This is a genomic window from Arthrobacter sp. LjRoot14, assembly GCF_964253905.1.
Taxonomy (GTDB): domain Bacteria; phylum Actinomycetota; class Actinomycetes; order Actinomycetales; family Micrococcaceae; genus Arthrobacter.
On sequence record NZ_CAXURL020000001.1, the window covers coordinates 3,091,777 to 3,113,808 of the forward strand.

At 63.5% G+C, this 22,032-nt stretch carries 15 protein-coding genes; 7 read left to right on the top strand and 8 right to left on the bottom strand.

Annotated features, from left to right (window positions below; all coding sequences use genetic code 11):
- Positions 1-3 precede the first annotated feature (3 nt).
- The 3 genes from ACSQ12_RS13965 to ACSQ12_RS13975 all read left to right on the top strand — a co-directional run bounded on the left by ACSQ12_RS13965 (position 4) and on the right by ACSQ12_RS13975 (position 4,094).
- Positions 4-1,098 carry an NAD-dependent epimerase/dehydratase family protein gene (locus tag ACSQ12_RS13965; RefSeq protein ID WP_436065776.1) on the top strand — a complete coding sequence of 365 codons (1,095 nt, stop codon included), beginning with the start codon at positions 4-6 and terminating at the stop codon, positions 1,096-1,098.
- Positions 1,099-1,110: 12 nt separating this feature from the next.
- Positions 1,111-2,010: a glycosyltransferase gene (locus ACSQ12_RS13970; protein WP_436065777.1), complete on the top strand. Its 900-nt coding sequence runs from the start codon at positions 1,111-1,113 to the stop codon at positions 2,008-2,010.
- A gap of 137 nt (positions 2,011-2,147) precedes the next feature.
- Complete coding sequence (locus ACSQ12_RS13975) at positions 2,148-4,094, top strand: hypothetical protein (protein ID WP_436065778.1); 1,947 nt, start codon at positions 2,148-2,150, stop codon at positions 4,092-4,094.
- Between the two features lie 69 nt (positions 4,095-4,163).
- On the opposite strand, the gene ACSQ12_RS13980 is transcribed toward ACSQ12_RS13975, so the two are convergent.
- Positions 4,164-5,246, bottom strand: coding sequence for an acyltransferase family protein (locus ACSQ12_RS13980; RefSeq protein WP_436065779.1), 1,083 nt, complete (start codon positions 5,244-5,246; stop codon positions 4,164-4,166).
- Positions 5,247-5,329: 83 nt separating this feature from the next.
- On the opposite strand from ACSQ12_RS13980, the gene rfbA reads away from it, so the two are divergent.
- Together rfbA and ACSQ12_RS13990 are read left to right on the top strand one after the other, a co-directional pair.
- Entirely contained in the window at positions 5,330-6,193 is an 864-nt protein-coding gene (gene rfbA / locus ACSQ12_RS13985) for a glucose-1-phosphate thymidylyltransferase RfbA (RefSeq protein WP_436065780.1), read from the top strand.
- Positions 6,194-6,249: 56 nt separating this feature from the next.
- Complete coding sequence (locus ACSQ12_RS13990; RefSeq protein WP_436065781.1) at positions 6,250-8,247, top strand: DUF6541 family protein; 1,998 nt, start codon at positions 6,250-6,252, stop codon at positions 8,245-8,247.
- A gap of 3 nt (positions 8,248-8,250) precedes the next feature.
- Here the strand turns inward: ACSQ12_RS13990 and ACSQ12_RS13995 are convergent, their stop codons facing one another.
- The 5 genes from ACSQ12_RS13995 to glf all read right to left on the bottom strand — a co-directional run bounded on the left by ACSQ12_RS13995 (position 8,251) and on the right by glf (position 15,312).
- On the bottom strand, positions 8,251-10,398 hold the full coding sequence (locus ACSQ12_RS13995) for an acyltransferase family protein (protein ID WP_436065782.1): 2,148 nt from the start codon (positions 10,396-10,398) through the stop codon (positions 8,251-8,253).
- Positions 10,399-10,508: 110 nt separating this feature from the next.
- Positions 10,509-11,234 carry an ABC transporter ATP-binding protein gene (locus ACSQ12_RS14000; RefSeq protein WP_436065783.1) on the bottom strand — a complete coding sequence of 242 codons (726 nt, stop codon included), beginning with the start codon at positions 11,232-11,234 and terminating at the stop codon, positions 10,509-10,511.
- Positions 11,235-12,116, bottom strand: coding sequence for an ABC transporter permease (locus ACSQ12_RS14005; protein WP_011692533.1), 882 nt, complete (start codon positions 12,114-12,116; stop codon positions 11,235-11,237).
- Positions 12,113-14,128 carry a glycosyltransferase gene (locus ACSQ12_RS14010; protein WP_436065784.1) on the bottom strand — a complete coding sequence of 672 codons (2,016 nt, stop codon included), beginning with the start codon at positions 14,126-14,128 and terminating at the stop codon, positions 12,113-12,115. Before ACSQ12_RS14010 ends, ACSQ12_RS14005 begins: the two co-directional genes overlap by 4 nt.
- On the bottom strand, positions 14,125-15,312 hold the full coding sequence (gene glf, locus ACSQ12_RS14015; RefSeq protein ID WP_209743513.1) for a UDP-galactopyranose mutase: 1,188 nt from the start codon (positions 15,310-15,312) through the stop codon (positions 14,125-14,127). Before glf ends, ACSQ12_RS14010 begins: the two co-directional genes overlap by 4 nt.
- A gap of 198 nt (positions 15,313-15,510) precedes the next feature.
- On the opposite strand from glf, the gene ACSQ12_RS14020 reads away from it, so the two are divergent.
- Positions 15,511-19,566, top strand: coding sequence for an FtsK/SpoIIIE domain-containing protein (locus ACSQ12_RS14020; protein WP_436065785.1), 4,056 nt, complete (start codon positions 15,511-15,513; stop codon positions 19,564-19,566).
- On the opposite strand, the gene ACSQ12_RS14025 is transcribed toward ACSQ12_RS14020, so the two are convergent.
- Complete coding sequence (locus ACSQ12_RS14025; RefSeq protein ID WP_436065786.1) at positions 19,523-19,978, bottom strand: hypothetical protein; 456 nt, start codon at positions 19,976-19,978, stop codon at positions 19,523-19,525. The two genes, ACSQ12_RS14020 and ACSQ12_RS14025, sit on opposite strands and share 44 nt — an antisense overlap.
- 240 nt (positions 19,979-20,218) lie before the next feature.
- On the opposite strand from ACSQ12_RS14025, the gene ACSQ12_RS14030 reads away from it, so the two are divergent.
- A complete protein-coding gene (locus ACSQ12_RS14030; protein ID WP_003804966.1) occupies positions 20,219-20,467 on the top strand; it encodes a WhiB family transcriptional regulator in 249 nt (82 codons plus the stop codon).
- 82 nt (positions 20,468-20,549) lie between these two features.
- Here ACSQ12_RS14030 and ACSQ12_RS14035 read toward each other — a convergent pair whose 3' ends face one another.
- Positions 20,550-22,019 (bottom strand): sensor histidine kinase, encoded by a 1,470-nt coding sequence (locus tag ACSQ12_RS14035; protein ID WP_209743509.1) that lies wholly within the window; start codon positions 22,017-22,019, stop codon positions 20,550-20,552.
- Between the last annotated feature and the right edge of the window lie 13 nt (positions 22,020-22,032).

Below are 22,032 nucleotides of genomic sequence, written 5' to 3' on the forward strand. Positions count from 1 at the left end.
CAAGTGACTTCCTCTTCAACTTCCGCCCGTCCCGGAGGCACCGTCCTCGTCACGGGCGGCGCCGGGTTCATCGGCTGTGCGATCTCCGATGCCCTGGTCAGCGAGTTCGACCGCGTGGTCGTCGTCGACAATCTCCACCCGCAGATTCATGCCACGGGCCAGCGGCCCGAGCAGCTGAACCCGGCAGCGGAACTGGTGGTTGCGGATGTTACGGAAGCAAAGACCTGGGACACCGTCCTCCAGGACGTGACTCCCGACGTCGTTATCCACCTGGCGGCGGAAACCGGGACCGGACAGTCCCTGGAAGAGTCCACCCGGCACGCGCACGTCAATGTGGTCGGCACCTCCCAGCTATTGGACGGACTCAACCGCCACGGCAAGCTGCCCCGACGGATCGTCTTGTCCTCCAGCCGTGCCGTGTATGGCGAAGGCGCCTGGAAGGATGCTCACGGCCGGGTCTTTTACCCCGGCCAGCGGACAAGCGAAACCCTCGATAAGGCACAGTGGGATTTCCCGGATGCCTCGCCTGTCGCGATGAAGGCGTCGGAGACGTTCCCGGCGCCCGTGAGCGTCTACGGTGCCACGAAGCTTGCCCAGGAAAATGTCCTCCAGGCATGGGCGAAGTCCTACGGCGTGGAGACTGTGATCCTCCGCCTGCAGAATGTCTATGGCCCGGGCCAGTCCCTGATCAACCCGTATACCGGCATCATGAGCCTATTTTGCCGGATGGCCATGGGCGGCAAGTCGATACCCCTTTACGAGGACGGCGAAGTGCGCCGTGACTTCATCCTGATCGACGACGTCGCGTCGGCCATTGTTGCCGGGGCGGTCTCCCCCACCGTCCAGGCCGAACCGATGGACATCGGATCGGGCGAATTCCAGACCATCGGCACCGCTGCGAAGCTGATCGCCGAACACTACAAAGCTCCTGCATCGCACGTCACCGGCCAGTACAGGCAGGGCGACGTTCGTCATGCATGGGCTGACATCACCGCCGCCGAGAAGGTGCTGGGATGGACCCCGAAGTACAACCTTGCCCAGGGAATCGAACGACTGGCCACGTGGATTGACGCGCAGCCGGACGTCAAGCCTGCCTGATCCGGCAAGCAAATGACGTCCAACGCGACCACGGCGGTCGTCAGCCTGTTCAACGCCGACGAGCACGTCCTGGCCAACGCCTCGGCTCTGCTTGCCCAGGTCGGGCATGTGGTGGTCGTTGACGACGGTAGCTCCCGGGATCCGGCGCCGGTCCTTCGCCAGCTCCAGGACCTGGGTTGCACCGTCGAGCGGCTCGCCGAAAACTCCGGCATCGCCGCCGCGCTAAACGCCGGCATCGCCGTAGCGCTGTCCTCAGGGCACCGGCCCGCTTTCATCCTCACCATGGATCAGGACAGCCTGCTCGACGGCGGCTACGTTAGCGCCCTTGAGGAAGCAGCACGTGCCGCTGATCAGGCCGGAGTCAGGGTCGGCATGGTCGCTCCCGCTTCCATCAGGGGACTTCCGACCCGGCGCGCCGGCATCGTGAACGGCGTGCAACTGGGGGGCGAACCGATCCAGTCGGGACTGCTCCTGCCGGTTCCTGTCATTGAGGAACTGGGTCCGTTCCAAAGCGATCTGTTCATCGACGGCGTCGACACCGAATATTTCCTGCGGACCCAGGCGGCCGGGTACAAGACCGTGATCGCCCCTCAGGCGGCACTTGGCCATTCGCTGGGAACAATGACGCAGGCCCGCATTTTCGGTACGGACCTTGCCCTGCGCGGCCAGCCGGTCAAGGTGCGGACCGCAGCCTCGTGGCGGTACTACTACCTGTTCAGGAACCGCATCCTGCTTGCCGCAAAATACGGACGCCAAAACCCGTGGTGGGCCGTCAAAGGCTTCCTGGCAGACTACCGGCACCTGGCGATCGTGACGTTACTCGCTCCGCGCCGTTTAGAACGGCTCTCCTCCGCCGCTGCCGGGATTGCCGACGGCCTGGCAGGACGCGCCGGCAAGCGCCGCGTCAGCTAAGTTCAGTGGTACTGGTGAAAGCTGAATAACGACGATTGGGGGCAAGGTCCGTGAGGCCAGCTTTGACGCAGAACCCTTCGCCTCTACGCCGGGCCGCCCGGAAGTACGAGCGGAGCGCGCACCACAAGCGGGGGACCATGGTTCGGTCGCTCCGTGGACCGGCCGCTTTTGCGGCAGCCTCACTACTGATTGTCGTTCTCCGCATGAACGGCCTGCTGGACGGCGTCCCGGGCCTGCTTTTCGCAGCCGTGCTCTTTCTTCTCCTTCCCACGGCGAAGCGCCTCTCCCTGCGGCTGCTCCTGAATGGCCTGCTGGCGATGGGCTTCGCGCCGTTGACCTGGTGGGTCCCGCAGCGCATCCTCGGAACCGACCACGGCACGCTCCTGATGGCGTTGTCCGCCGGAATTCTTTCATGGTGGGTTCTTTCGTCGAAGCCGGTCCTGCCGAGGCTCCGTCGCCTGATGCCGGGGGTGAAATGGATCGATGCTGTTCCGTTCCTGGCCGGAGGGCTAGCCGCCAGTTCACTCGGGACCATGCTGTCGGTCAGGTCGCCCCAGGATGCTTTGTCGCTCATGACAACCAAATGGGATTACCAGTCGCACTTCAACATATATTTCATGATCCGCAGCCACGGCGGTGTCATACCGACGATTCCCCCTCCCTATTCCGGGGGCGCGTGGGGATTCGCCGAGTATCCGCAGGGTTTCCACGCCCTGCTTGCAACGCTCGCGGACCTTATCCGCCCGGATGGCAGCTCGCTGGACGCCGAGTTGGTGTCCTTTATGAATCTCCAGGCTGCGGTCTGCGCGGCGACGGTTGCGCTGGTCGTGGCCGGACTCTGTGCCCTGCCCGGGGTCCGGCGGCGGCCGGCGGCGATGGTTCCCGTCATCGCGGTGGCTGCAAGCGCCTGGATCTACGGCCCGGGTTCGCTGCCCATCTATGACGGCTTCGCCAATTTCTACTTTGCCTGCGGCCTGGCCACGGCCACGGTGCTGGCGCTTCTGAACTTCACGCGCAGGATCCCGCTCTGGGGACTGGCTGCCGTTGGCGCTGGGCTCGTCGGAGTGGCCAATAACTGGGTGCTGCTGCTCAGCCTGGTTGCCATGGTGTGTGCGGGCAGGTTTTGGCATGTAATTCGACGGCCAGGGACTTATGCCGTGATCTGGTGGCGGCCGGCATTCGCCCTGGTGGCATTCACGGCCGCCGGAGTGCTGCTGCCGATAATCCAGCTGTCCCCGCTGGTGCAGCAGAGCCAGCAGATACTCGGCCTCACCGGAGGAATCGATCTTCCCGACTTCGGGATCGCCATCGCTGTCATCACCCTCGCCATAGCCCTCGGCTTCGCAAACGCCGCTATGCCGGCGGCCAACCCCGCGCTCGGAGCCGAACAGCGTGGAAGTGCAATGGCGTCGTTCGGGCTCGCCATTCCCGTGGGCCTGTGTCTCTGGCTCGCCATCTCGCAAAGCGCGAGCGGCGGCGCGGTGTCCTACTACTTCTACAAGTACTTGATTGCCGTGCTGCTGTTTGCCTGGCCCGTGGCGGTGGCTGCAGTGGCCTCGGTCCTGCCACCACCTCTTCCCGGGCCCACCGCGGGAACGGGCAGGGCCCTGACGGTAGCCTTGGGCTTTCTGGCTTTGGCGGCAACCCAGGTCTTCGGTTTCTCGGCGACCGGCCTGGCCGATGCCGGACTTCCGCCAACGGCGCGGGCGGTTACGGAAATGGAAAAGCAGGCAGCACGGCTGGCCGCAACTCCGGACTACGTAACGCGGCTCCTGGCCAGTGCACGCCAGCCCCAACCGGAGGAAACCATCTACATCGTGGCGCAGGGCACGATGGACAGGGTACTGGCGGCCAGGTGGCAATGGACCCTGCGCAGACACTCGACGTCGAAGACCACAGCGTTAAGCCCGGCGATCGGCGAAATCTACAAGGACTACAGCCGCGCCCCCGACATCATTGCCCGACTCCTCGTGGAGGATCCGGCGGTCTCAGTGATCGTGGACCCTGAGCTCTACGAACCGGTCCGTCAGCACCTTGCAGGGAAAGGACTCGAAGGGCGGCTGATACGCCTGGCCGGATCCTAGCTATGTCGCTCTGTGCCGGGCGGGAGGCCCGTGGCCGCCTGGCAGGCTAAGCCCGCAAGGCGATCAGGTTCAGACGCTCTTCCTTGCCCGCCGCATGACCGGCCGTTCAATGAACAGCCAACTGGCGGCCGCCAGCGGGACGGTGCACACGGTCGCAGCGATGGTAAACCACCAGACTCCCCAGTGATATGCGCCGAAGACCGCGAGCAGCTGCTGAACGGGAAACGCGTAGATGTAGGCTCCGTAGGAGATGTCATTCTTTGCGACGAGCGCAGGCTGCGGCAGCCAAGTGGAAATCCACAGCAGCCCGTACGCGATAAACGGCGCCGCGAGCTGCCCTCCGAAACCGGGAACCCAGAGGATCAAGGCGGCAGCAATGACGACTGCCACGGGACCGGCCACCCGGTGTATGCCAAGACGTGAGCTGAGCACCTGGACTACAGCGCCGCCCAGGAAGTAAGGGATGAGCCTGGCCGCCAGTTCGAAGTCCAGGTTGGACTGCATGTAGGGCTTGAGCATTCCAATATTTGCCCAGAGCACCACGCTCAGCCCAAACGCGGCAATGACGGGCCAGGGGGTCTTCTTGACGATCGGCAGGAACCCCAGGAAGGCAACGAGGAGGTAGCACATGAACTCGAAATACAGCGTCCACAGGGAACCGTTCCAGGCGCCCGGGTATGGGACTCCTGCGGGCGTACCCGCGATGTCGTAACTGACAATACGGAGCGAGAGGTTGGCGAACACCGAGTTCAGCGGCGTGGTTGCCGTCGACATAAATCCTGCCAGGTTGCCGCGCTGAACCAGATAGGCAATCGGAGCAAAGACAAAAGCCATCACGACGAGGCACACGATAAACGCCGGGAAGATTCTGGCCACCCTGTGTACCAGGTAGGGTCCGATGCGGTTACTGAACCTGCTGGCCGTGATCAGATAGCCGCTGATGCCAAAGAACCCTGCGACGGCCCACCCGCCCAGGTTCTCGCCCTTGAAGGTCGGCCCGTTACCCGCCCCCACAATGTGCCAGCTGTGCGCGAACAGCACTGCGAGTGCGAGCACCAGCCGGATAAGGTTGAGGCTGTTTCCCCTGGGGTCGAGCGCACGCCCCAGCCGGGGCGCCGGAACGGCCTTGGGTTTCAGAGTGAGAGTGCTCAAACCATTGCTTCCTTTGGGGGTCGGCAGACGGTCCATTCTACAGCGTTTGGTGTCTCGGCCCTCGGTACGGGAGGATGGGGAGCATGCGTGGAATTATTTTGGCCGGCGGAACTGGGTCCCGGCTGCACCCGATTACTCTCGGAATCAGCAAGCAGCTCGTTCCTGTTTACGACAAGCCGATGATCTACTATCCGCTTTCCACGCTCATACTTGCCGGCATTCGCGACATCCTCATCATCACCACGCCCCACGATGCAGACCAGTTCAAACGACTGCTTGGCGACGGTTCGCAGTTCGGCATCAACCTTACCTACGTGCAGCAGCCCTCTCCCGACGGCCTGGCACAGGCGTTTATCCTGGGCGCGGACCACATCGGCGATGAGACTGTCGCCCTGGTGCTCGGCGACAACATCTTCTACGGCCAGGGCATGGGCACCCAGCTCCGGCGCCACGCCGACATCAAGGGCGGTGCGGTCTTCGGTTACTGGGTCAGCGATCCGAAAGCCTACGGTGTCGTTGAGTTCGACGACGAAGGCAAGGCCCTCTCGCTTGAAGAGAAGCCGGAAAAGCCGCGCAGCCACTATGCCGTTCCCGGACTGTACTTCTATGACAACGACGTCATCGAGATCGCCCGGAACCTCAAGCCTTCCCCGCGCGGCGAGCTCGAGATCACCGATGTGAACCGCGCCTACCTGCAGCGCGGTGATCTCCAGGTGGAGATCCTCCCCCGCGGCACGGCGTGGCTGGACACCGGGACATTCAATGACCTCAGTGACGCCTCGAACTTCATCCGTACAGTTGAGAATCGACAGGGACTAAAGATCGGCGCTCCCGAGGAAATCGCCTGGCGCCAGGGATTCCTGACCAACAACGAACTCCGCGAACGCGCTGAACCGCTGGTCAAGAGCGGCTACGGAAGCTACCTTCTGGGCCTCTTGGAGAACTAGGGCATCTCCGGCCAGCTGGCGGGACTACCGCCGTCGTATTTTCGAGTGGAGTCTCAATGAGTTGGTTTGCTACCGTGCCCGTCGTTCTGGCGTGCCTGGTTTTGCTGTTTGCCCCGGGCACGCTGGTGCTTGCCGGACTCGGGTTGCAGCGTTGGTCCTACCTCGCCGTTGCACCGGTTCTGACGGTGAGCATCGTGGCGGTCACTGCCATCGTGGCGCCATACCTGGGCATAGGTTGGTCCCTCCTTCCGGTTGCGATAGCCACCGTTCTTCTCTCGGGCCTGCTTTTCGGAGTCCGCAAGCTCCGGGCTCGCCGCGCCGGGTCCAGCGAATCGCCCCGCGTGCGCCGGGCACTGCGTAAGCCGGGAAAGTCGGACGTCATATCCGCCGCGGGCTTCCTCGCAGGCTCGGCAGCAATCGCCCTGCAACTCCACCAGGCCTTCGGCAGGCCGGAGAACATCTCCCAAACGTTCGACAACGTATTTCACCTCAATGCCATCCGGTACATCCTGGATACGGGAAACGCGTCGTCGCTGACGCTCTCCGGCATGACAAGCGGAGACAGCCCACCCTACTTCTACCCGGCCGCGTGGCACGGACTGGCATCCCTCCTGGTCCAGATGACCGGGACACCGATCAGTGTTGCCGTCAATGTCGTCAACCTTTCTGTTGCGGCAGCGGTGTGGACCGCTGGCTGCATGTTCCTGGCACGGACAGTCATCGGGCCAAATGCCTACGCAGTCGCCGCCGCGGGCGTTCTGGCCGCAGGTTTTGGATCATTCCCGTTGCTGTTGCTGGACTTTGGGGTGCTGTACCCGAACTTCCTGTCCGTCAGCATGATTCCGGCCGCCCTTGCATGCGTGAGCATTTTTTTCGGCGTCAGCGACGCTCCAGGGCCCATGGGCATGGCCCGGTTCATCCTGGCCCCGGTGGCCGCAATCGGTGTTGCCCTGGCGCATCCAAACGGGCTCATGTCCCTGCTGGCCCTGTCAATCCCCATCCTCCTGGTGTCGTTTGCCGCGTCCTCGCTGGCAAGACACAGGAACGGCCACGGCCACCGGGGAACCCTCCTGATGGGAGCCGGACTGCTCGGGATTCTCGGCGTGGTCGCGGTGATGTGGAAGTACATTCGTCCGCCTGCCGCGGCGGCAACCTGGCTGCCTTTCCAGACTCCGGGCCAGGCCGTGGGCGAGATCCTCACCAACTCTGCAATGCAGCGTCCGCCTGCCTGGGCGGTCAGCATCCTGCTGGTCACCGGCGTCGTGGTCCTGTGCCGCCGCCACAGGCGGATCTGGCTCCTTGGTTCGTTTGCCGTCATCGCCGCCCTCTTCATTGTGGTCTCTGCCGGCCCCACCGGATGGCTGCGCAACACGCTGACCGGAGTTTGGTACAACGACAGTTACCGCCTTGCGGCGCTTCTGCCTGTCGCCGCCGTCCCGCTGGCAGCCGCCGGTGCAGGCTGGCTTGTCGGCCGCCTGCAGCACGTCTGGGTGACGCACCGTGACTCGCTGCGGTTCCTCGCTTCCGGGATCCGGAAGTCCCGCCTCATGGTGTCCGCTGTGGTGCCGCTGGCAGTCCTCGGCCTGGTTCTGGTCACCCAAACTGTCCCGCTCGCCGCTTCCATACAGTCAGCAAAGGTCAACTACTCGACGACGCCGGACTCCGCCCTGGTCAGTTCCGACGAGATGACGCTCATCGACGAGCTCGACGAGTATGTTCCAGCCGACGCAACCATCGCTGTGAACCCGTGGACCGGAGGTGCAATGGCCTTCGCCATGGCCGACCGCAACACCACCTCCAAGCACACGCTCACTACCTACACGAAGGCCACTGAGCTGCTGAATGACAAGTTGCGGGAGGCTGGCACCGATCCCTCCGTCTGCGAAGCCGCCCGCGCGGACAACGTCCGCTATGTGCTTGATTTCGGTACCCGCGAAGTTCACGGCGGAAACCATGGCTTTGTAGGGCTGCAGATCCCAGACGCAACGCCCGGGTTTGAACTGCTTGCCCGCCACGGTGATGCCAAGCTCTTCAAACTAACCGCCTGCTACTGACCTTTAGAGCCGGAGCATCCGCGCCAGCGGCGACGCAAGCGTCTTGGCGTAGCTGTTGGTCATATGGTTGTCCCGGTAGACCATCACATTGCCGATGACAGAGGGGCACCGGCCCTCGGTGCAAAAGTACGGGTAGAGGTCAATCACGTCCACACCGGGCACCCTCGCGGCAGCCGCAGGCAGTGGATCATCCGGGCGGTCCCCCGCCTGCTGCTGGAGAACGCAGGCATCAGAGCCGCTCCCGTTAGCCTGTACACAGTCAGGGGCGGCAAAGTCGGGATACGGAATATCCATTACGACGGCGACCCTGATGCCGGCGTCGCGGAGCGGCTTCAGGAGACCCGCGTATCCCGAGACCAGGGCCTCCGGGTCTTTCCACCCCCATTGCAGTGCGCGGCCGTAGCCTGACGGCGTCATGCCCGAAACCACTACCAGGTCGGGCTTGATGCGCAGGATCCGGCCCAGCGTTTCCCGGTTCTGATTGGAACAGTTATGGAAGACCGTGTCTGCGGATTCAGGCGGAGCAAGGGAAAACGGGCAGCCGTTCCGGACCATCGCACGGACGTTCCATCCCGCTTGCTCCCCCACCAGCAGCAACGGATCCACCAGTTGTCCGGCGTGCGAGTCACCAACGACGATCATGGTCTTGGCGGCATCCGGGCGGCCGTAGCGGCACTTCTCCTCCCCCATTTTTGCAGGGTCGAACGCTCCGCACTCGTTCCCGCCCGTCACGGGAACGTCCTTCATCGCCACGGCAGGTTCCGGGCGCACGTCAAGTCCCGAGGGCACCGACGCCGGCCGGTCACGGTCGAGCGCCATCGCTCCCGGATACTGTCGCAGGTTGAGGGCGCCGTTCAGCTGCTGGGATTTCGCTTCGACGATTCCCCACGGAGCAAGGGCCGTCAGCGTGGTTGCTGCCACGAGCCCGGCGGCCAGTACAAAGGACCTGCGATGGCCCTGTTGCGTCCGGATACCCTCGGGAACCACAACGGCTCGTTGCTGGCGGACATGGCGGAACTTTTGCTCGACAAGGTAGTACGACGCCACTGCCGCAACCAGGCTGATGACGACTATCGCGGAGCCATGCAGGAACCCCGGTTGCCGTCCCAGTAGGAAGACGTACAAGACGACCACCGGCCAGTGCCACAGATACAGGGAGTAGGAGATGTCACCGAGGAACTTCGCCGGGCCGGTAGAGAGCAGCGCTGAGGCACTGAACCAGTTGCGGCCCCTCGTCGGCGTCGAGTGGACAGCGGCCGGCGTTGCGCCCGCTGCCGGGAGCGTGCCCGCCGCGAGGACCAGGACCGTGGCCAGGACCGGAAGCAAGGCAACATAACCCGGGAAAGCCATGGTGGTAGAGAAGGTCGCAGCGCACCAGAAGACAGCCAGCAGTCCGGTCCATCCAAGGAAGGCGCGTAACCGCTCCCCCGGCTGGAACCGCGGCAGGACGAGCGCGAGGATACCGCCAAGCCCGAGTTCCCACACGCGCGTCGTAGTGGCGAAATAGGCAACGTCGTGGTCCGATGCCGAGAACAAAACGCTATGCAGAAATGACGCCGCGGACAGTGCAATGAGCACATAGAGACACAGCTGCCTTTTTGCCACGCGTGCCTTTGTCGCCCAGGACGCGGCGGCAATCAAGCACAGCGGAATGAAGATGTAGAACTGCTCTTCCACGGCCAGTGACCAGTAGTGCTGGACCGGAGAGACCAGAGCCGTGGCACCCTCGTAGCTGCCGGAGCCGAAGGCCTGGTTCCAGTTCTGGACCTGCAGGGCGGCCATGACCACGTCAAATGAGATTGACTGCCAGCGGCTCTGCGGGAGCAGCAGCACCGTCCCTGCGAGGGTTGCCACGAGGACCAGGCTGGCGGCCGGGAGCAGACGCCTGATTCGTTTTGCGTAGAACGTCCGGAGAGCGATCCGTCCTGTGGCTTCAATTTCGCGGACGAGTGATCCCACAATCAGGAACCCTGAGATCACAAAGAAGACGTCCACGCCGACGAAACCGCCGGGCATCACGGTCGGCCAGATGTGGTACATGATGACGAGCCCCACCGCCACCGTTCGGAGGCCCTGGATGTCGCGTCTGGGCGCTGCGCGGGTCGGGGCAAGCAGTGCCGCGTTGGGGGCGGCCGCAGGTAGAGATGGCACAACTATCCTTCCGGGTAAGAGCGATAGTTGTCCGCTCCGTTGCTGGACGCTCCGTCAGGGACGGATGAATTACCGATACTGCTCAGGCGACGGCGCCGCCGGCCCCTTGCCTACGCGCGCAGCAGCGCCACGGCGTCGTGAATTGAACCGTCGAACTTCACGTTGCCGTGCTCCAGCAGGATTCCACGGGCGCAGATACGGGACACGAGGTCCAGGTCGTGGCTGACCACCACGAGTGTCTTTCCGTTACGTGCAAGTTCCTGGATCTTGTCAATGCATTTCCGCTGAAAAGGCTCGTCCCCCACGGCAAGGATCTCGTCGATGAGGAACACTTCAGGGTCCGTGTGGACCGCAACGGAGAATGCCAGCCTCAGATACATGCCCGAGGAATAGAACTTAACCTCGGTGTCAATGAACTGGCCGATCTCCGAAAACTCAACGATGTCGTCGAAGCGGTCGTTGACCTGCTGCTCGGTCATCCCCAGGATGGCGCCGTTCAAGTAGACGTTGTCACGGCCGGAAAGATCGGGGTGAAATCCCGCACCCACTTCGATGAGGCCGGCTACGCGGCCCCGGGTCCGTACCGTACCGGAGTCCGGAAGCATAACCCCGGAAATGTGTTTCAGCAGAGTGGATTTGCCTGAGCCGTTCAGTCCCAGGAGGGCGACGGTCTCGCCGGTCTTTACCTCCAGCGAGACGTTCTTCAATGCATGGAACTTCTCCGACAGGTCACCCTTCCGTCCCTTGGCGAGCCAGACGACCGCTTCCTTGATGGACCGCGTGTGCCGCAGCACGAACTGCTTGCTGATGTCAGAGACTTCGATTGCGTTGACCACTCACAGCTCCTGCGCGAAGCGGCCCTCGAGCCGCCGAAAGGTGAATTGGCCCAGGACCAGGACCAACAGGGCGATGCCCAGTCCCACCGGCGTCCAAAGGCTGAAGAGATTCGGGGGCACGGCCGCGGAGCCGTCCGTCGTCGGGAACCAGAAGGCATAGTGGAAGAGTTCCACGCCAATTGTCACCGGGTTGGCCTGGTAAACAGCGAAAGCCGCGGCGCCGAGCTTCTCCTGCACCATGGTCCACGCGTACATCACCGGTGAAGCCCAGGTGGCCACCATCAGCAGCATGTCCACGAGGTTCTCCGAGTCGCGGAAATACACATTGGCGGCGCCGAATAACAGCCCCAGACCCGTAGCCAGCAGGCCGACAATCACAAAGCCTGCGACGGCGGCAAGGAGCTGAAACACGTCCGGGTGCCACCCCGCGAAGAGGCAGCCAACCACCAGCACCACGAGTTGCGGGAAAAAGTGGACGCCGGACACCCACACCGACGCCACGGGGAACAGCTCGCGGGGAAGGTAGATCTTCTTGATCAGGTTCCCGTTGTTGACTATCGACCGGGCCGCGTTACCCAACGCCTCCGAGAAGAAGTTAATCAGGACAATGCCCGAAAACAGGTACACGGCGTAATTGGATAGTCCCTCGGGGTTCCTCGGACTGCGTTCCAGTCCGAGGAAAACACCCAGGGCCACATAGAAAACTATGAACTGCACACCCGGCTTCACATAGGACCAGAGAAGTCCAAGAACGGAACCGCGGTAGCGGACTTTGAGTTCCTTCCGTACCAGGAGTTTCAGCAGGAAGCTCGACTGGCGAAGGTCCCGCAGGCCGCCGCCCAGTCCGGGCGTGGTTAGTTCTCCTGGACTGGTTGCGCTCACTTGATCTCGTTCTGAGTGTGCTGCTCGAACGTCTTCCTCCAGGACTCAATCGACGTGAGGTCGTTCATTGCGGCCTTGTACTTCTTGCTGAGTGCCGGCCAGTTCTGCAGGAGTTGGGAGTGAAGGCGCGCGCTTTCAGCCAGCATCGTCCGAAGCTGTTTCGGATCCCGCCGGTACCACGAGGCACCCGTTCCTTCTGCGTTGGACACTATTGCGCTGTCGTACTGAGCCATCCGCCACCAGCGGTTGTCCTGGTGGGCCACGGTGGCCTGCGGCCGCTCTGCGCTTGAACCGCTCACCGGAGCGGCAAGCTGCCGGATGACCGTCTTGGCGGCCCACGGCAGCAGCGATACCTTGGACGGCTGCGAGATTCCGTGACCCCGGCGCGGGGGCTTGTCCATCTTCGGTGCAGGGAAGTCATCCGGGTCCGGGCGCACGACAGAGTCCGAGTAACCGGACATCATTTCCCGGATCTGCGGCAGCTTGGACGGGAGCAGCTCCCGCAGGGCCTCCGGGCCCTTCAGAATGTCTTCGAGCGCCCAGCCTCGGCCGTGCGCCGTGGCGTACTGCATCGATACCAGGTGCTTGACGTCGATGTACTGGGATTCCCGGACCACGCGTCCGCCGTGTTCATAGGGGCTGTGCAGCAGGGCCGCAATGACACGGTTGCGTGCATGGAAGTATGCCTGCCAGCCCACAAGGTCGTCCTTGTCGATCCAGGACACGTGCCAGACTGCGGAGCCGGGCAGCGAGACCGTCGGGAAACCGTGCGCTTTTGCCCGAAGACCGTATTCGGAGTCGTCCCACTTGATGAACAGCGGGAGCGAAAGCCCGATTTCGCGGATTACCTTCGTGGGAATGAGGCACATCCACCACCCGTTGTAGTCCACATCGCAGCGGCGGTGCAGCCAGGACGTCTGGCGGAGGTTTGAGGACATGAAATCGTGCCCGAGGATCATCTCTTCGCTCGGCAGCGACGGCTGGAACCGGTAGGGGTTCACCGTCTCGCCAAAAGTATGAAGCACAGTCCGGTTGTACAGGTCGAACATGTGTCCGCCGACGATGGTCGGCGTCTTGCAGCGGTCCGCAAACGTCAGCAGGCGGATGATGCTTTCCGGTTCCACGACGATGTCATCGTCCATCAGCAGCACGTAATCGCTGCCGTTTTCCACGGCTTCGAACATGCCTCGCGCAAAACCGCCCGAGCCGCCAAGGTTGGACTGGTTGATGATCCGCAGCTTGCCCTGCAGGGAGTCACGGACCTCCTCGAAGCCTTCCGCGTCCGCAACCTTCTGGGAACCCTGGTCCACGATCAGGATTTCCTTGACGTGCTCCAGCGCCTCGCCGTTCTCAGCGAGGAGCCTCAGGTTGTTGAGGCAGAAGTCGGTCTTGTTCAGCGTCGTGATCTGCAGCGTCACCGAACCAGGCTGGCTAGCGGCTGCGGGTCCCTGCCATTCCGCGTCCAGCATGACGAGGGGTTCAGAGCCGGCGACGAGGTCGAACCAGTACCAGCCGCCGTCGCCGAAGGGCGCCAGGGACAGATCGAAGAAGTTCTCCGAGATTCCTTCAACCCTGCGGGTGTCCACACGCTGGAGTGATCCGCGGGCGTTGGACTTGTAGACGATGACGGACCCGGCACCCTGGGTGCGGACATGGAGCCGGATCTTGTCGACGTTGGTCCACCGCCGCCAGTAGCTGGCGGGAAATGCGTTGAAGTAACTGCCGAAGGAGACCCGTTCCCCGGACCGCACGGACGTTGAGAAGCGGGACAGGAAGTCCTCCACATGGGCTTCCTTCGTGGGACTGCTGAAGGCTTGCGGCTTGCTGGCCTTGCCGTCACGGTCGCCGACTGTGGGCAGCTGGACACCCGTGGCCGTTCCCATGTCCATGTACAGCGGGACCGTGTCCATCTGGCTGGAACTCGGCAGGATTACGCGCTGAAGCGTGTCCCACTGCTGTTCGCTGGACTCCAGGCTGTCGGTGCCCTTCGGGCTTTCGGTTGAGACACTCATGCGTCTACGCCTCCGCTTTCAAGCTTTGCGCCACCCTCAAAATGCGGCCGGATCTGGTTGTCGAACATGGTCAGTGCTGAGCCGATTGCCATGTGCATATCGAGGTACTTGTACGTACCCAGCCGTCCGCCAAAGAGAACGTCCTGCTCCGCAGCCGCGAGGTCGCGGTACTTCAGCAGGCGTTCGCGGTCGGCGGCGGTGTTGATCGGGTAGTACGGCTCGTCGCCCTTCACAGCGGCCCGCGAGAACTCCCGCATGATGACTGTCTTTTCAGTCTGGTATTCGCGCTCCGGGTGGAAGTGGCGCGGTTCGATGATGCGCGTATAAGGGACGTCGTCATCGTTGTAGTTGACCACCGATGTTCCCTGGAAATCGCCGACGTCGAGCACTTCTTCTTCGAAGTCGATGGTCCGCCAGGACAGGTCGCCCTCCGAGAAGTCGAAGTACCGGTCCACGGGACCCGTGTAGATCACCGGGATGTTTCCCACGACCTTGTTCTTGCTGTACTCGTGCGACTCGTCGAAGAAGTCGGTGTTGAGCCGGACCTCGATGTTCGGGTGCTCGGCCATCTTCTCGATCCACGCGGTGTAGCCGTTGGTGGGCAACCCCTCGTACTTATCGTTGAAGTATCGGTTGTCGTAGTTGTAGCGCACCGGGAGGCGGGAGATGATCCCCGCGGGCAGGTCCTTCGGGTCCGTCTGCCACTGCTTGCCCGTGTAGTGCTTGATGAACGCCTCGTACAGCGGCCGGCCGATCAACTGGATGCCTTTGTCGTTCAGGTTCTGGGGATCAGTGCCTGCGAGCTCGCCGGCCTGCTCCTGGATGAGGGCCTGGGCCTGTCCCGGCGTCAGGTTGGCACGGAAGAACTGGTTGATCGTGGCCAGGTTGATCGGCAGGGAGTACACCTCGCCCTTGTGGACGCCATAGACCTTGTGCACGTAATTCGTGAACGTCGTAAACCGGTTGACATACTCCCAAACACGCTCATTGGACGTGTGGAACAGGTGCGCACCGTAGCGGTGCACTTCGATGCCGGTCTGCTCTTCCTTTTCGCTGTAGGCATTGCCGCCGATGTGGTGGCGGCGGTCGAGGACAACGACCTTCAAGCCAAGCTCAGTGGCGGCCTGTTCTGCGATTGTCAGGCCGAAAAAGCCCGACCCTACGATGACGAGGTCAGCGGTCACAAAATCTCCTGATTCGAATGCGGGCAGCCCAATGTTGTGCATTGGCTGCTGCTCTAGCCTACCCGAGACTACGCCGCCACTAGTGAATCCCCGGCTCAGGGCGGGCTTATCCACATACGCCATAGCGGCCGATGTCGCGCGGGGGTGCCCGGCGGTAGCTTGGGCAGAAACCGACTCGTTCGCAACGGAAAGCAGCCCATGACGCTCCACTGCACCCTGGTCCGGGGGCCCGACGCCGGCAGCGCCGGTCCCCCGATCGAACTCACTATTGAGTCCCCGCCCGGGGGTGCCGGCCTCGTGCTGCAGCAAGCCCTGGAGCGGGACTACGGCACGGGGCAACTGTCAGTATCAGGTCTTCCGTTGTCCGACCTCATTCTGGGCGCCCCGCCGTTGGTCAACGGGGCCGTCATCGTTGACGGGGCCGGAGAAAGGCCTCCAGAGGTCGGCGACGGAAGGTCCGCGACGCTGCTGGTCGCCGTACACAGCGGTCCGGCCGCAGGGACAGTGGTGCCCCTGCGGCGCGGCACGTACCGGATCGGCCGCAGCGGCACGGAAATCGCCCTTCCGGATGCTGCCCTGTCGCGCGAGCACGCCAGGTTGGACGTCACGGACACGGCTGTCACCATCGCCGATTTGGATAGCGTCAACGGGACCTTCGTGGATGGAAAGCGGGTGGCGCAGGCTTCGGTTTCGACGTGCTCACTCATCAGCTGCGGGAATTCGACGCTGTCCATAGTGTTCGGTCCCGGGCCGGCATGTCGGCTTCCGGAGTGGGAGTCGGCCGGAGCCAGCGTGGCCGAGCCACTGAAGATTCCGCATCGGCCGGAAGGGGGCAACAGAGGTGTTCTCCTCCTCACCGCGGCACTGCCGCTACTCATTGGCGTGGGTCTGGCAGTCATCACCGGGATGTGGATGTTTCTGGCGTTTACGGCGGTTTCTGCGTTCTCGGTCCTCGTTCCCGTGATGGCCGGCCGCCGCCAGCGGCGTCGGCTCAAGTCATTGGTCACTGCCGCCGTAGAAGAGGACGTGGAACGACGACGACGGTCCGCGCCGTCGGCTGCCGAACTCGTTCTCAGGGGGCAAACCGACCATTCCGGTCCGCCAGAAGGACCGACGGTTCCCGACGACGTCGCGCTGCGGCTCGGACTGGCAGAGCAATTGGCCAACATCAGCCTGGATCCGGCCGACCCGGACTTCGAGGCGCCAACTGCGGGGCTCATGCCCGTCATCATTCAGCTTTCTGGCCTCACGTCTGTCCGTGGCCCGCAGCAGGACGTCGCCGGCCTGGTCCGGTTTGTGATCATGCAGCTCACAAGTTGCCGGTCTTCGGCGCGGACCCGGATCCTGGTGCACGGGCCACCCTCGTCCCTCCCGCTGACCGCCCGCTATCTGACGCCGGTAACGCTTTCGTCCAACCTGAGGACAACTTCACACCTTCTGGAGCGAGGCATAGACCGGGACCATGAACGTGGCGTACTAATACTGACCGGTGGCGCCGGCGGCCCCGCCGGACTTCCAGGCATATCTGCCGCCGCGATCAGCCGAGGCTGGCAGGTTCTTGACTGTACACAGGCCGGTACCGCCACATCGGGCAGTCTCATCGAACTGGGTGGTCCCGTGGCCCGGGTAAGCGTTGCGGACTCCGCGACGGACTTCGTCCCGGATTTCGTCCCGGAAAGATTCTTCGACCGATATTGCCGAAGCATGGCACCGTCGTTTGAGGCCGGTCCGAGTTCCGGGCCGGCCGTGCCGCAGAACTGCTCCCTGGCCGACGTCCTTGCGGGTTCCGCCGCGGACACCTCGGCTCGTTGGGCTTCCGGGCATCGGAGTCCGGGCCTATCCGTTCCTATCGGGATGGCGGCACAGGGTCCCCGCATGCTGGACCTTGAGTCGGACGGCCCGCATCTCCTGGTGGCCGGCACCACGGGTTCCGGGAAATCCGAACTTCTCCGGAGCCTGGCGGCCGGACTTGCACTCAGCTACCCGCCAGATCGGATCAGTTTCCTCTTCATAGACTTCAAAGGCGGTTCGGGCCTGGGTCCGTTGACGGGGCTTCCCCACTGCGTGGGTATGCTCACAGACCTCACCAGGCACGAGTTGGAACGCGCGCTGACCTCCCTCCGCGCGGAAATCCGGTACCGGGAGGAAATGCTTGCCGCTGCGCAGGCCCCGGACCTGGCGGGCTACAGGTCCGCGGGCTACCCGGCCGGTCCGCTTCCCAACCTGGTCCTCATCATCGACGAATTCCGAATGCTCGTCGAAGACGCCCCTGAAGCGCTGAAGGAACTGATGAGAATCGCGGCGATCGGACGGTCGCTGGGCATCCACCTGATCATGGCCACGCAGCGACCCCAGGGAGCGCTTACGGCGGACATCCGCGCGAACGTCACCACCAGTATTGCGCTGCGCGTCCAGTCGGAAATGGAATCGGTAGACATCATCAATTCCAGGGTCGCCGCCGGAATTCCCCTGTCCAGCCCCGGACGGGCCTACTTCGCCCGCGGGATGGAGGATCCCGTCGAGTTTCAGACGGCCTCCCTGGCCGGTGCCGAAGCTGCGTTGGGTGCTTCCGCGGTCCGGGTCCGCGGCGCTGTGGAGGCCCTCGGGGCGTATGCAACTGACCCGGCCGTGTATGCAGCCCCTGCGCTGGCACCCTCTCCGGCGCGGGCAGCCGGCCCTCTTGTCACATCGCTGGTGCAACTCTGGGACAGCATGGGAGGCGTCGCGCCCCGCCGTCCCGTGGCCATGCCGTTGCCATCGATAGTGTCCCTTCCCGGCACCGGCGCGGAAGACAATTCCGATCCCTGCGGCTGGTCCGTACAACTCGGACTACTGGACGAGCCCGGCCGGCAGCGGGTTTCCTGGCTGGGATGGCAACCGTCCGGCCACGGCCATCTGGCCCTCATCGGCGGAACAGGCAGCGGGGTGGACGAAGCCCTGGACCTGACCCTGCAGCAGCTGATCGCACACGACGTGGAATCGCACGTCTACCTGCTCGACGCCGGAAACTCCTTCAGCTCCGTCCGTTCCCTGCCGCGGGTGGGCGCCGCGGCAGGGCTTCACGAACTTCGCCGGGCCGTCAGGATTCTGGAACGGGTTGCACTCGAACTGTCCCTGCGGCTTAGCCGCCCTGCGGAGGAGGCTGCGCGGCCGCCGCTTGTGCTGGTGCTTGCGGGCTGGGGTTCGTGGGTCTCATCGCTTCGGGCCGGGCCACTGGCCTGGGCGGAAGACCTGGTTCAGGACATCATCCGGGACGGTGCCAAGGTTGGCGTGACGGTGCTCCTTGCCGGAGACCGGGAGGTAGTAACGTCCCGATACTTCGCGTCCGTCCCCAACCGGGCCTTCTTTCCCACCGGCTCCACTGAGGAGGCCCGACTTGCCTGGCCGCGGCTGCCGGACGTCTCAGCGGTCCGCGGACGGGCAGTCGTATTCGGTGCGTTCACGGGCAGCCAGGGATCGGCAGCCCAGCTTTATGCCGCGCCCCCTGCGGGAATGACAACCACGGCCACGGTTAAGGAACCAGCCGTCAGGCCTTTCAGAGTCGAAGCGCTGCCCACGCGTCTGAGCGTGTCCGATGTCCTGGCGCGTGTCACTGCCGTCGCGGCGTTACCTGCAAGCAGGGAGGCCGGTGCCGGAGGCATACACAAGAACCGCAGAATAGTCATCGGCATCACCGGTGACGAACTTGTCCCGGCGGTTGTCCCCCTGACACCGGGAAGCGTCTTGCCGGTTCTGGGAGGCCCATCTTCCGGCAAGAGTTCCCTTCTTGCAGCCATTCCGCACTTGAATACTGATGCTGCCGGATGGTTCTTTCCCGGCCCCCAGGATATTGCAGCCAACTATTGGGCGGGCGTTCTGGCTGGCGCTGATTCCGGCGGTCTCACCAACGACTCAATATTGCTCGTGGATGATGCCGATATGCAGACACCGGAAGCGAGCCGGCACCTGGCAGCCCTGCACGGGTTGGGGTTCTCGATAATACTGACGGCGGGGTTCAGCCCGACACTCAGCCAGCGGGTGCCGCTGGCTGCACACGCCCGCGGGCAGGGTACTGGAATCCTTATCGGGCCGAGGAACATCATGGACGGCGAGTTCTTCGGCATCCGCTTCGAGGTGGAAGCCAACCCGCCGCCCGGGCGGGCGGTCCTGATTGCCGAGGGCCGGACCACTCCCGTGCAGCTGGCAGCCGGACCCGGTCCGCACGCGCAGGTCACAGAGCGGGAGGTGCCCCGCCGGCCCGCGAAGCAAAACTGATCACTCTCTTGTTGAACAACAGCACCACTGCGCTGACCGCGGGGACGACCATGGCGATTCCCGCGGCAATGTAGCCGCCGCTAAGCGTCGGAAATCCTATCGTCAAGACAAACAACTGGGCCACCAGGGCCCCTGCCCTGGGCCAGCGGAATCCCCGGAAGAGGAAGTACGCAACAGCGTAGAGCCAGGCGGCAAAGGACAGCAGGAGCGCCAGGGTGAACACAGCTCCCCAAAACGAAAGCACCGGCGCTCCCGTGACAAGCTGAATGGCATACCAGCCCGCTGCCACAAGGAGAGCCGTGGCTTCCACGGCCACGATCAGGGATAGCACGGTGACCGCCGGGGGCCGCGCAGCCCGGGCTCCCGGGGAGGCGGAACTGGGGCCGGCGTGGTTCTCTGGGGGTCTTGACACACTGGCACCATACCGGACATAGTCGGTTAGCGGGGAGGGCGCTGGCGACCTATGTGACGTATCGCTCACGCTTAAGAGGCACTTCTTAGACGATTACCCCTTGTTTACACAGCGTTAACATGACACGCTTAATTCAGATGACCAAGGGGACCCGGCAGGGTCCCTTTCTTATGTAGCCTCTAGTGAATATTTTCACAAGATGCTTCCAACGAGTTCCCAGGAATGGAGTGACTGATCAGCATGGATTGGCGTAACCGCGCAGCGTGCCTCGACAAGGACCCGGAGCTGTTCTTCCCAGTAGGAAACACCGGGCCGGCTCTCCTCCAGATCGAGGAAGCGAAAAGTGTGTGCCGCCGCTGCCCGGTGGTGGACACCTGCCTCCAGTGGGCCCTCGAATCGGGACAGGACGCCGGAGTCTGGGGCGGAATGAGCGAAGACGAGCGCCGGGCCCTCAAGCGCCGTGCTGCACGCGCCCGTCGGGCTTCCTGACCACGGATATTCCGGCCTTCGGGCCAAAGGCAGAGGCCGCGGACTTCACAGTCCGCGGCCTCTGCCTTTTAAGGGTCCTGCCTCATCGGTTCTGCAGGTTCAGTACGATCTGCACGGCAGTGCCCCCGCCCTCACGGGGTTTCCACTGGATACTCCCGCCGAGCTCGCTCGTGACAAGGGTCCGGACGATCTGCAATCCCAGACCCTCGACGTGGGGCGTGTCCGGCAGGCCGACTCCGTCATCGGCAACAGTGACTGTCAGGAACTCGTCTCCGTCATCACCTTCCGACCGGTCGGCCAGGAGCCAGACAGTTCCGGTCCTTCCCTCCAAGCCATGTTCGACGGCGTTCGTCACCAGCTCGTTGATTACCAAGGCCAGCGGGGTGGCGAAATCACTGGGGAGCTCACCAAACAGCCCGGATCTCGCCGTCTTGACCTGCTGTGAGGGTGACGCGACTTCGGCCGAAAGACGGAACTGGCGGCCAATCAGCTCATCGAAGTCGACGCTCTGCGTCAGCCCCTGGGAAAGCGTCTCGTGGACAAGGGCAATCGTTGCGACTCGTCGCATGGCCTGCTCCAGGCCCTGCTTGGCCTCATCGCTGACCATCCTTCGCGACTGCATCCGCAACAGCGCCGCCACGGTCTGCAGGTTGTTTTTCACCCGGTGATGGATCTCGCGGATGGTGGCGTCCTTGGTTACGAGTTCCATTTCCCGGCGCCGAAGTTCAGAAACGTCACGGCAGAGCACCAGAGCCCCGAACCGCTGCTGCTCATCCCGCAACGGGATGGCCCGAAGTGACAAGCTGACTCCTCGGGATTCGATTTCGCTGCGCCACGGCATCCTGCCGGTCACGACGAGCGGCAGGGTTTCGTCCACCATGCGACGGTCCCGCAGCAGTCCTGCTGTGACTTCTGCCAGGGACCTGCCTTCGAGGGATTCACCGTCACCAAGGCGCCGGAATGCCGATACCCCGTTGGGGCTGGCATACTGCACAATTCCGTCGGCGTCGAGCCGGATCAGACCGTCGCCCACCCGCGGGGCGCCGCGGCGGGACCCGGTCGGCGAAGCAAAGTCGGGCCACAGGCCAAGGGTACCCATCCGCAGCAGGTCGTAGGCGCACTGCCGGTACGTCAATTCGAGCCTTGACGGCATCCGTGAACTGGACAAGTCCATGTGTGTGGTCACCACAGCCAGCGTCCGGCCGTTTCTGACCATGGGAACTGCTTCGACCCGGAGGGCCATGTCGCTGCTCCAGTTGGTTTCGCTGGACCGCTCAATGGTCCGGCTGCTCCAGGCCTTGTCAACCAGGGGCTGCAGATCCGACCTGATCCCCTCCCCCACGAAGTCGGTGTGGAACACCGTATGCGTGGTGGAGGGGCGGACGTGGGCCAGAGCCACGTAGCCAAACTCAGGATGCGGAAACCACAATGCAAGGTCAGCGAAGGCGAGGTCGGCGACCATCTGCCAGTCGCCCACCAGGAGGTGCAGCCACTCGGCATCCCCCGGCCCAAAATCAGCATGTTCCCTGATGGGGTCCGTAAAGATTGCCACTACACCTCCAGAT